This window comes from Kitasatospora sp. NPDC056783, assembly GCF_042789895.1.
In the GTDB taxonomy this organism is placed as follows: Bacteria; Actinomycetota; Actinomycetes; order Streptomycetales; family Streptomycetaceae; genus Kitasatospora.
Genome location: NZ_JBHUAF010000393.1, coordinates 1 through 8,022 on the forward strand (window position 1 = coordinate 1; position 8,022 = coordinate 8,022).

The window sequence follows — 8,022 nt, forward strand, 5'->3', positions numbered from 1 at the left end:
GCCTGGTGGTTCGAACGCCGGCGCGTCCCGGACGGTGGGGTCACCCGATGCGGGGGAATCGGCACCGGAGCGTGACCGTGGTGGTGTCGGAGCGTGGAATGATTGGCGCACGACGACCCGCGAAGGGGGAGGAGCGGATGGGGGATCACTTCGGGCTGGGGCCCGGGGCCGGGCCAGGGCTGCCGTTGGGGGCGGAGGAGGAGCCCGCGTACGAGCCGCGCCGGGGTGAGCCGATCCGGGTGCTGGTGGTGGACGACCACGCACTGTTCCGCCGGGGGCTGGAGATCGTCCTCGCGGAGGAGCCGGACATCAAGGTCGTCGGCGAGGCGGGGGATGGCGCGGAGGCGGTGCTGAAGGCCGCCGACCTGCTGCCCGACATCATTCTCATGGACGTCCGGATGCCCCGCCGCAGCGGGATCGAGGCCTGCACGGCGATCAAGGACGTGGCGCCCAGCACCAAGATCATCATGTTGACGATAAGCGACGAGGAGGCCGACCTCTACGAGGCGATCAAGGCGGGGGCCACCGGCTACCTGCTCAAGGAGATCTCCACCGACGAGGTCGCCACCGCGATCCGCGCGGTCGCGGACGGTCAGTCGCAGATCAGTCCGTCGATGGCGTCCAAGCTGCTCACCGAGTTCAAGTCGATGATCCAGCGCCGCTCCGACGACCGGGACCTGGTGCCCGCACCCCGGCTCACCGACCGGGAGTTGGAGGTGCTCAAGCTGGTGGCGACCGGGATGAACAACCGGGAGATCGCCAAGGAACTGTTCATCAGCGAGAACACCGTGAAGAACCACGTGCGCAACATCCTGGAGAAGCTCCAACTGCACTCCAGGATGGAGGCCGTGGTGTACGCGATGCGGGAGAAGATCCTCGAAATAGGCTGAGCCGGGCGGGACTTACCCGCCTGCCAGCAGCTTCTCCAGGGCCGGGCGCAGCCGCTCGTCGTGCAGCGTCCCGACCCGCACCTCCTCGCAGCCGACCCAGGCGGCCGCCTCGCGCAGCGCCGTCGCCAGCGCCTCGACGTGCCGGGCGCCGCCGTCCCGGCCGCCCTCCAGCGAGACCTGCCGGGCGACCAGGGTGCGGCCCTCGCGGGCCGGGTCGACCCGGCCGACCAGGCGGCCGCCGGCCAGCAGCGGCATCGCGAAGTAGCCGTGCACCCGCTTCTCCTTGGGCGTGTAGGCCTCCAGCCGGTGCGCCATGCCGAAGATCCGCTCGGTGCGGGGGCGGTCCCAGATCAGGGAGTCGAACGGCGAGAGCAGCGTGGTGCGGTGGCGCCCGCGCGGGGCGGTGGCGAGGGCGGCCGGATCGGCCCAGGCCGGGGCCGGGGCGCCGTCCGGGCCCCAGCCGACCACCTCGACCGGGACGAGCCCGCAGTCGGCGAGCACCGGGTCCAACTGCTCGGGGCGCAGCCGGTGGTAGTCCAGCAGATCGGCCCGGGTGGCCACGCCGAGCGCGGCGCCGCTCTGGGCGACCAGGGTGCGCACGCACTCCTCGTCCGACGGATCCTGCCCGAACAGGGCCTCCGGGACGGCCTGTTCGGCCAGTGCGTAGACCCGCTTCCAGCTCCGGCGCTCGGTGCAGACCACGTCGCCGAAGGCCAGCGCCCGCTCCACCGCGATCTTGGTGTCGGACCAGTCCCACCACTCGGAGGTCTTCTTGGCGCCGCCCAGCTCGGTGGAGGTCAACGGCCCCTCGGCGCGCAGCTTGTCCAGTACGGCGCGGTGGGTCTCGGGTGCGACCCGCTGGTTCCAGACGTGGCCGCGGTCGCGGTAGCGGCGGCGCCGGAAGGCGAACAGCGGCCATTCCTCGATCGGCAGGACGCAGGCCGCGTGCGACCAGTACTCGAAGCCGGTGCCGCCGCCCCAGTAGGCCGCCTCGACGGCCGGGCGGCCGACCGCGCCGAGCCGGGCGTACGGCACCAGTTCGTGGGAGCGGGCGAGCACCGAGATGGTGTCCAACTGGACGGACCCCAGGTGGCGCAGCACTCCGCGCACCCCGGCCCGGCGGTCCGGTGTGCCCAGCAGGCCCTGGGCGCGCAGGACGATCCGGCGGGCGTCGTCCGCGCCGAGGACGGTGACGGGCCCGGGGCCGGCGGAGGGTGCGGGACTGGCGGCAGCGGCGGTCATGCCGGGGAGCGTAGCCCGGGGCACCGACAGCGGCCCCGGGCGGTGCCCGGCCCCCGGGTTCAGTCCTCCACGTCGCCGGCCAGCAGTGAGGCGATCCAGGCGTCGTGGAAGGCGCCGCGTTGCTCGGCGTACGAGCGCAGGGTGCCCTCGAAGCGGTAGCCGGCCTTCTCGGCGACCGCGCGGGACCCCTCGTTGCCGACGTACGCCTGCCACTCCAGGCGGCGCAGGCCCAGTCCGCGCAGGCCGTAGTGGGAGACGGCGCGGGCGGCCTCGGTGGTGTAGCCGCGGCCGCGGAACTCCTTCACGGCCCACCAGCCGATCTCGGCCGAGCCGGGGTCGTGAGCGCGCAGGACGAGCGCCTGGGAGCCGACCAGCGTGCCGGACCCGCGCTCGAACACGCACCAGATCCGGTTCGCCCCGGTGCGCCGCCCCTCGGGGGCGAGGTCGCGCACGAAGAACTCCGCGTCCTCGCGCCGGTACGGCGACGGGACGACCGTCCAGCGCTGGATCTCCGGGTCCTGGCAGGCGGCGTAGACGGCGTCGATGTCCGACTCCCGCGGGGCGCGCAGCAGCAGCCGGTCGGTGGTGAGCGTGGGGAACTCGGTGGCGAGAGGTTCGTCCATGAACGGATTATTCCGCCGCGGGGGGAGGGCGGGCATCCGAATATGCGCCCAACTCCATGTCTCGCCGACCGTTTTGCCCCGGTGGACGGTGCTATCGGGCCATGTGCTCGGGCGAGTGACACGGGAATACCGTGCTGACGCACCTCCCGGCGGATTGGACTCCTCGCATACGATGGCCCGTGCGGTGGGGTGGACCCCCCGTGCAGTCGTCCAGTGCCAATACAGGCAAGGAGCCCGCTCAAGTGTCCGTCTTCGACAAGATCCTGCGCGCCGGCGAGGGCAAGATCCTTCGCAAGCTGCAGCGGATTGCTGCCCAGGTCAACTCCATCGAAGAGGACTTCGTCAACCTCACCGACGCCGAGCTGCGCGCACTGACCGACGAGTACAAGCAGCGGCTCGTGGACGGCGAGACCCTGGACGACATCCTCCCCGAGGCGTTCGCCACCGTCCGTGAGGCCGCCAAGCGCGTGCTCGGCCAGCGGCACTACGACGTCCAGCTGATGGGTGGTGCGGCCCTGCACTACGGGTACGTCGCGGAGATGCGCACCGGTGAGGGCAAGACCCTCGTCGGCACCCTGCCCGCGTACCTGAACGCGCTGACCGGCAAGGGCGTCCACCTGATCACCGTCAACGACTACCTCGCCGAGCGCGACTCGGAGTGGATGGGCCGGGTGCACCGCTTCCTCGGCCTCGAAGTCGGCGTGATCCTGGGCAGCATGACGCCCGTCGAGCGCAAGCGCCAGTACGCGATGGACATCACGTACGGCACGAACAACGAGTTCGGCTTCGACTACCTGCGCGACAACATGGCCTGGTCGAAGGACGAACTCGTCCAGCGCGGCCACAACTTCGCGGTCGTCGACGAGGTCGACTCGATCCTGATCGACGAGGCCCGTACCCCGCTGATCATCTCCGGCCCGGCCGACCAGGCGACCAAGTGGTACGCCGACTTCGCCAAGCTGGTGCTGCGCCTGAAGATCGACCGCGACTACGAGGTCGACGAGAAGAAGCGCACCGTCGGCATCCTGGAGGAGGGTGTCACCCGGGTCGAGGACTACCTGGGCATCGACAACCTCTACGAGTCGGTGAACACCCCGCTGGTCGGCTTCCTGAACAACGCCATCAAGGCGAAGGAGCTGTACAAGGCGGACAAGGACTACGTCGTGATGAACGGCGAGGTCATGATCGTCGACGAGCACACCGGCCGAATCCTGGCCGGGCGCCGCTACAACGAGGGCATGCACCAGGCGATCGAGGCCAAGGAAGGGGTGGAGGTCCAGAACGAGAACCAGACCCTGGCCACCATCACCCTGCAGAACTTCTTCCGTCTGTACGGCAAGCTCGCGGGCATGACCGGTACCGGTACCACCGAGGCCGCCGAGTTCCACCAGATCTACAAGCTCGGCGTGGTGCCGATCCCGACCAACAAGACGCCGCTGCGCATCGACCAGCCCGACCTGATCTACAAGTCGGAGCCGGCCAAGTTCGCCGCCGTGGTCGAGGACATCGCCGAGAAGCACGAGAAGGGCCAGCCGGTGCTGGTCGGCACCGTGTCGGTCGAGAAGTCCGAGTACCTGTCGCAGGAGCTGCGCAAGCGCGGCATCCCGCACGAGGTGCTGAACGCCAAGCACCACGAGCGCGAGGCGCAGATCGTCGCGCAGGCCGGCCGCAAGGGCGCCGTCACCGTCGCCACCAACATGGCCGGCCGCGGTACCGACATCATGCTGGGCGGCAACGCCGACCACCTGGCCGCCGCCGAGCTGGCGCAGCGCGGGCTGACCCCGACGGACACCCCGGAGGAGTACGAGGCCGCGTTCCCGACCGCGCTGGAGAAGGCCAAGGCCTCGGTGAAGGCCGAGCAGGACGAGGTCAAGGAGGCCGGTGGCCTCTACGTCCTGGGCACCGAGCGGCACGAGTCGCGCCGCATCGACAACCAGCTGCGCGGCCGCTCCGGCCGTCAGGGCGACCCGGGCGAGTCCCGCTTCTACCTGTCGCTGGGCGACGACCTGATGCGCCTGTTCAAGGCCGGCATGGTCGAGCGCGTGCTCTCGATGGCGAACGTGCCCGAGGACGTGCCGATCGAGTCCAAGATGGTCACCCGCGCCATCGCCTCCGCGCAGACCCAGGTCGAGCAGCAGAACTTCGAGATCCGCAAGAACGTCCTCAAGTACGACGAGGTGCTCAACCGCCAGCGCGAGGTCATCTACGGCGAGCGCCGCCGGGTGCTGGAGGGCGAGGACCTCCAGGAGCAGGTCGGCCACTTCATGGACGACACCGTCGAGGCGTACGTCCGGGCCGCGACCGGCGAGGGCTTCGAGGACGACTGGGACCTGGAGAAGCTCTGGACGGCGCTCAAGCAGCTCTACCCGGTCGCCCTGGACCTGGAGGAGCTGGAGGAGGAGGCCGGCGGCCAGGCCGGGATGACCCCCGAGTTCCTGATCAAGTCCGTCCAGGAGGACATCCAGGGCCAGTACGGCGCCCGTGAGGACCAGCTCGGCGCGGAGATCATGCGCGAGCTGGAGCGCCGGGTCGTGCTGTCGGTGCTGGACCGCCGCTGGCGCGAGCACCTCTACGAGATGGACTACCTCCAGGAAGGCATCGGCCTGCGGGCCATGGCGCAGCGCGACCCGCTGATCGAGTACCAGCGCGAGGGCTTCGACATGTTCACCGCGATGATGGAGGGCATCAAGGAGGAGTCCGTCGGCTACCTGTTCAACCTGGAGGTCCAGGTCGAGCAGCAGGTCGAGGAGGTCCCGGTCGAGGACGCCCAGGTGGTGCTCGACAAGCTGGAGAAGGACGCCGCCCGCCCGGAGATCAAGGCCAAGGGCCTGGAGGCCCCTAAGCCGCAGCGGCTGCACTACACGGCCCCCTCGGACGAGGTCGGCGGCGGTGTGATCGAGGGCGACTTCGAGGACCTCGCGCCGGAGGACGAGGGCGACGGGCTGACCCGCGCCGAGCGCCGCAAGGCCGCCAAGTCGGCCAAGGGCCGCCGCCGCAAGGCCTGAGCCGGTCGCGGCGCCGGGCCCGGGCACACCGCCCGGGCGGGGCGCCGGACGCAGGGCGTGCCGACACGCAGGACGCCGCGCAGGGCGCCGTTCCCGGACCGGGGCGGCGCCCTGCGCCGTTGGGTACCGCCGGGGGTCGGGCAGGGCGTTCACCGGGCCTCCACGGCGGTGCACTGCCACTGTCCGGCCGGGCCGCGCTGCTCCAGCCGGAAGGCCACCATGTGGTGTCGTCGGCCGAGGTCGACCCGGACGCAGGCCTCGACGGCGTCCGGCGAGGGCGAGCGTTCGTGCACCGGGCCGAGCCGGGGCCGGTCGGCGGCGCCGCCGCGGCGCAGCGCGCCGACGCGGACCAGCGAGGCGAGCTGTCCGTAGCCGTCCAGGCTGGTGTGCCGCATCAGCTGGCCGGAGGACCGTGCGCCGGTGAGCACCTCGACCAGCCGATGGGCGAACCGGGAGGCCAGCGCCCCGGGGTCGGGGCCGGGGCCGGGGGAGGGGGCGCCGGTGCAGGCGGCGCGCGGGTGGCGCGGCCGGCGCCCGGCCGCGTCGCAGCCGCCGGTGGGGCGCGGGCGGCGGTGCGGGCGGGCGGTGAGCCGGGTGGTCAGGTGGTCGCTGAACGGGGTGGTCACGGGCGCTCCTCGGCCGGGGATGATCGGCAGGACGGGCCCAGGTTGGGGGCGTTCCGGGCGGTGCGGCAACGGGGTTTCGGCCCGGCCGGGTCGGGCCGCCGGTTTCACCTATCCGGGCGAACAGGCCAGTGCGGCGCCGGGCCGGGCGGGCCGTTCACCGGCGCCGGGTTGACGGGCGGGGACGGGCCGCGGGGCCCGAAAGGGGACGTTCCGGCTGGGCGGACCGGGTGGCGGTGCCCGGCCGCCGCCCCGTGCCGTCCCGGCGGGGCGGGCTCCGGCGGTGGCCGGGCCCGCCCGTACCGAGGGTGATCACGGGCGGCCCGGCGGCGCTTATTCTTGGGGCGCTGGAGAAGCTGTGCCGCTGGACGAACCCCGCTGGACGAACCGGAGAGTGCCACCGATGCGCGTGTACGTGCCCACCACCCTGACCGGCCTGGCGGCGGCGCACGAGGGCGGCGCCCTGGATCAGTCCGCCGCGTACGCCGTGACGCCCGCGCTGCGCGAGTGGTACGTCAGCGACGACCTGGAGGAGTTGGAGTACGCGGCGCTGAACCGGGCCGCCCAGTCCTCGCTGCGGCTGCTGGCCGGCGACCCGGACGCCCCGCGCCGCCGGGTCGTGGTGGCGCTGGACGTGGCCGACGCGTCGGTGCGCCCGTTCCCCGGCGACGAGTACCAGGACCAGGCCTCGCTCGGCCGGGTGGTGCTGGCCGGCCCGGTGCGGCTGGCCAAGGCCGCCGCGGTGCACGCCGACGTGGCCGACGACGAGGTGGTCACGGACGTCGCGGCGGCGGTGGCGGCGGTGGCCGCGGCCGACGCGGGCGACCAGGACGCCCAGTTCACCGTGGACGGCGCCGAGGACCACGACCTGCTCTGGTACGCGACCCAGGAGATCCCCTCGCTGCTCGCGTGAGCCCGGCGGCGTGAGTTCCGCCCTACCGGCGTGTCGTCCGTCCGGGTTACCGTTTCGCCCCGTGCGCACTCACATCGTTTGGGACTGGAACGGCACCCTCTTCCACGACATGGAGGCGGTGCTCGGGGCGAGCAACGCCGCGTTCGCGACCATCGGCGTCGGCCCGATGACCCTGCAGCAGTACCGCGAGCAGTACGAGATCCCGATCCCGAGGTTCTACGAGCGGCTGCTCGGGCGGATGCCCTCCCCGCAGGAGTGGCTGGACCTCGACGACGCCTTCCACGTCCGCTACCGCGAGCTCAGCCCGGCCTGCGGCCTGACCGAGGGCGCGCGGGACCTGCTCTCGGGCTGGCAGTCGGCCGGGCACAGCCAGTCGCTGCTGTCGATGTACGACCACGACCGGCTGGTCCCGCTGGTCGACGCCTTCGGCCTGGCCGGCAGCTTCCTGCGGGTGGACGGCCGCAGCGGCCCGTCCGGCGGGAAGAAGGCGGAGCACCTGACCCGGCACCTGGCCGCGCTCGGCGAGCGGGTCGATCCGGCCCGCACGGTGCTGATCGGCGACGCCGCGGACGACGCGCTGGCGGCGCTGGACGCGGGCGCCCACGCGGTGCTCTACACCGGTGGTTCGCATACCCGGGAGAAGCTGGAGCCGGTCGGCGTCCCGGTGGTGGACAGCCTGGCCGAGGCGGTCGAGCTGGCCGGCCGGCTCGCGGGCTGAGCCCCCCG

The 8,022-nt window shown here is 72.3% G+C and carries 7 protein-coding genes; 4 read left to right on the forward strand and 3 right to left on the reverse strand.

The window, feature by feature from the left end; translation table 11 throughout:
* Positions 1–137 precede the first annotated feature (137 nt).
* Positions 138–890, forward strand: coding sequence for a response regulator (locus ACFRMQ_RS34630; protein WP_380734757.1), 753 nt, complete (start codon positions 138–140; stop codon positions 888–890).
* Between the two features lie 12 nt (positions 891–902).
* On the opposite strand, the gene ACFRMQ_RS34635 is transcribed toward ACFRMQ_RS34630, so the two are convergent.
* Both ACFRMQ_RS34635 and ACFRMQ_RS34640 read right to left on the reverse strand, forming a co-directional pair.
* Complete coding sequence (locus ACFRMQ_RS34635; protein ID WP_380734758.1) at positions 903–2,132, reverse strand: winged helix-turn-helix domain-containing protein; 1,230 nt, start codon at positions 2,130–2,132, stop codon at positions 903–905.
* A gap of 59 nt (positions 2,133–2,191) precedes the next feature.
* On the reverse strand, positions 2,192–2,755 hold the full coding sequence (locus ACFRMQ_RS34640) for a GNAT family N-acetyltransferase (protein ID WP_380734759.1): 564 nt from the start codon (positions 2,753–2,755) through the stop codon (positions 2,192–2,194).
* A gap of 242 nt (positions 2,756–2,997) precedes the next feature.
* On the opposite strand from ACFRMQ_RS34640, the gene secA reads away from it, so the two are divergent.
* On the forward strand, positions 2,998–5,760 hold the full coding sequence (gene secA / locus ACFRMQ_RS34645) for a preprotein translocase subunit SecA (protein ID WP_380734760.1): 2,763 nt from the start codon (positions 2,998–3,000) through the stop codon (positions 5,758–5,760).
* 149 nt (positions 5,761–5,909) lie between these two features.
* Here the strand turns inward: secA and ACFRMQ_RS34650 are convergent, their stop codons facing one another.
* Positions 5,910–6,386: an Rv3235 family protein gene (locus tag ACFRMQ_RS34650; RefSeq protein ID WP_380734761.1), complete on the reverse strand. Its 477-nt coding sequence runs from the start codon at positions 6,384–6,386 to the stop codon at positions 5,910–5,912.
* 400 nt (positions 6,387–6,786) lie between these two features.
* Here ACFRMQ_RS34650 and ACFRMQ_RS34655 point away from each other — a divergent pair, with 400 nt between their 5' ends.
* On the forward strand, positions 6,787–7,296 hold the full coding sequence (locus tag ACFRMQ_RS34655; RefSeq protein ID WP_380734762.1) for a DUF6912 family protein: 510 nt from the start codon (positions 6,787–6,789) through the stop codon (positions 7,294–7,296).
* A gap of 61 nt (positions 7,297–7,357) precedes the next feature.
* Positions 7,358–8,014, forward strand: a complete 657-nt coding sequence (locus ACFRMQ_RS34660) for an HAD family hydrolase (RefSeq protein ID WP_380734763.1) — start codon at positions 7,358–7,360, stop codon at positions 8,012–8,014.
* Positions 8,015–8,022: the final 8 nt, after the last annotated feature.